Source organism: Luteibacter sp. P4_D7_3 (assembly GCF_056401735.1).
Genome location: NZ_JBFUIT010000605.1, coordinates 1 through 1,038 on the forward strand (window position 1 = coordinate 1; position 1,038 = coordinate 1,038).

Below are 1,038 nucleotides of genomic sequence, written 5' to 3' on the forward strand. Positions count from 1 at the left end.
GCATGGTCACGGCCTGGTCGCGCGTCCTGGTCAGCATCCGCGTTCCCTCTTCGCGATCCGCTGCGCATAGGCCGAGGTTAGCCAAAGGTCGGCCTCTCCGATCGCGCCATCTTCGAACAGACGTTCAAGGATTTGTTTGACGACGTTGTGATGCCAGGTGCATGCGCCCTGCCAGCGCGACCGATCCCAAAACAAACCCATGTCGCCTTTGTGCGGAATGACGTGGTCGGTCACCTCGGCCGCGACGATCAGGCCGGCCGCCTCGCATGCCGCACATATCGGATGGCGAAGCAGGAAGCCGCGCGATGCCTTGTCCCATGCGACCGAGTAGCCCCGCTCCCGAGCTGACCCGCGAAGGCGGTCGGTCTCCCGGTCGCGCTCTTCGCGCGTCGGTTGCCATGGTGCCCGGAATGTCGCTGGCATGGTCGGCATGCGGTAGGTCTGCCCTCTTCGAATCAAGGCCCTCAGACTCGTCGCAAGCTCGGCAATTTGCAACCCCCGGCCTTAGCCGATCGGAAAGGGTTTTCCCCCTGTTTTGTTGGATTTCAGCCCCTAAAGGGGCCGAATAGGAAATGTTTCACAGTCTTTCTTAGGGGCAGATAGGAGGGGCCGGTTAGGGGCCGGTTGGGGCAGCACCAGGGGCGGGTTGTCTTCAATCATTCCAACACCTTGACCGCAAGGGCGGGTTGATCCATCGCCATGCACATACAAGATTAAATATTAGGCGGTCGGGTCGGCCTCGGGGCTATCCCCTTTCCCCGCATGACAACCAGCGCGTGAAAACCCGCCCCACTCGGCCCCATCATTGTTTTTATTGGATAATCTCGGCTCAAACCCGCCCCATATCGGCCCCTAACCGGACCCGAAACCGGCCCCTATTTCCACCGCCAAAGGGGGCAGGAAGGCCAGAAAGCGGCCCCGGCGGTCAGTTGGGGGCCGGGGCGCGGGGCGCGAAAACGGCCCGTAAGGGGGCCGGGGATGGCCGCGCGATGGCGCGCGACCAGGTCAAGAGCGGCGGCCGTCAGCTCGGCCGAGGAA

1 protein-coding gene is annotated in these 1,038 nt (G+C 63.1%); it reads right to left on the reverse strand.

Features of this window, described 5'->3' with window-relative positions:
- Positions 1 to 30: 30 nt before the first annotated feature.
- The gene (locus tag AC1DSN_RS23080) at positions 31 to 495 is read right to left on the reverse strand and encodes a hypothetical protein (protein ID WP_477333219.1); all 465 of its coding nucleotides are present in this window, start codon (positions 493 to 495) and stop codon (positions 31 to 33) included.
- Positions 496 to 1,038 lie beyond the last annotated feature (543 nt).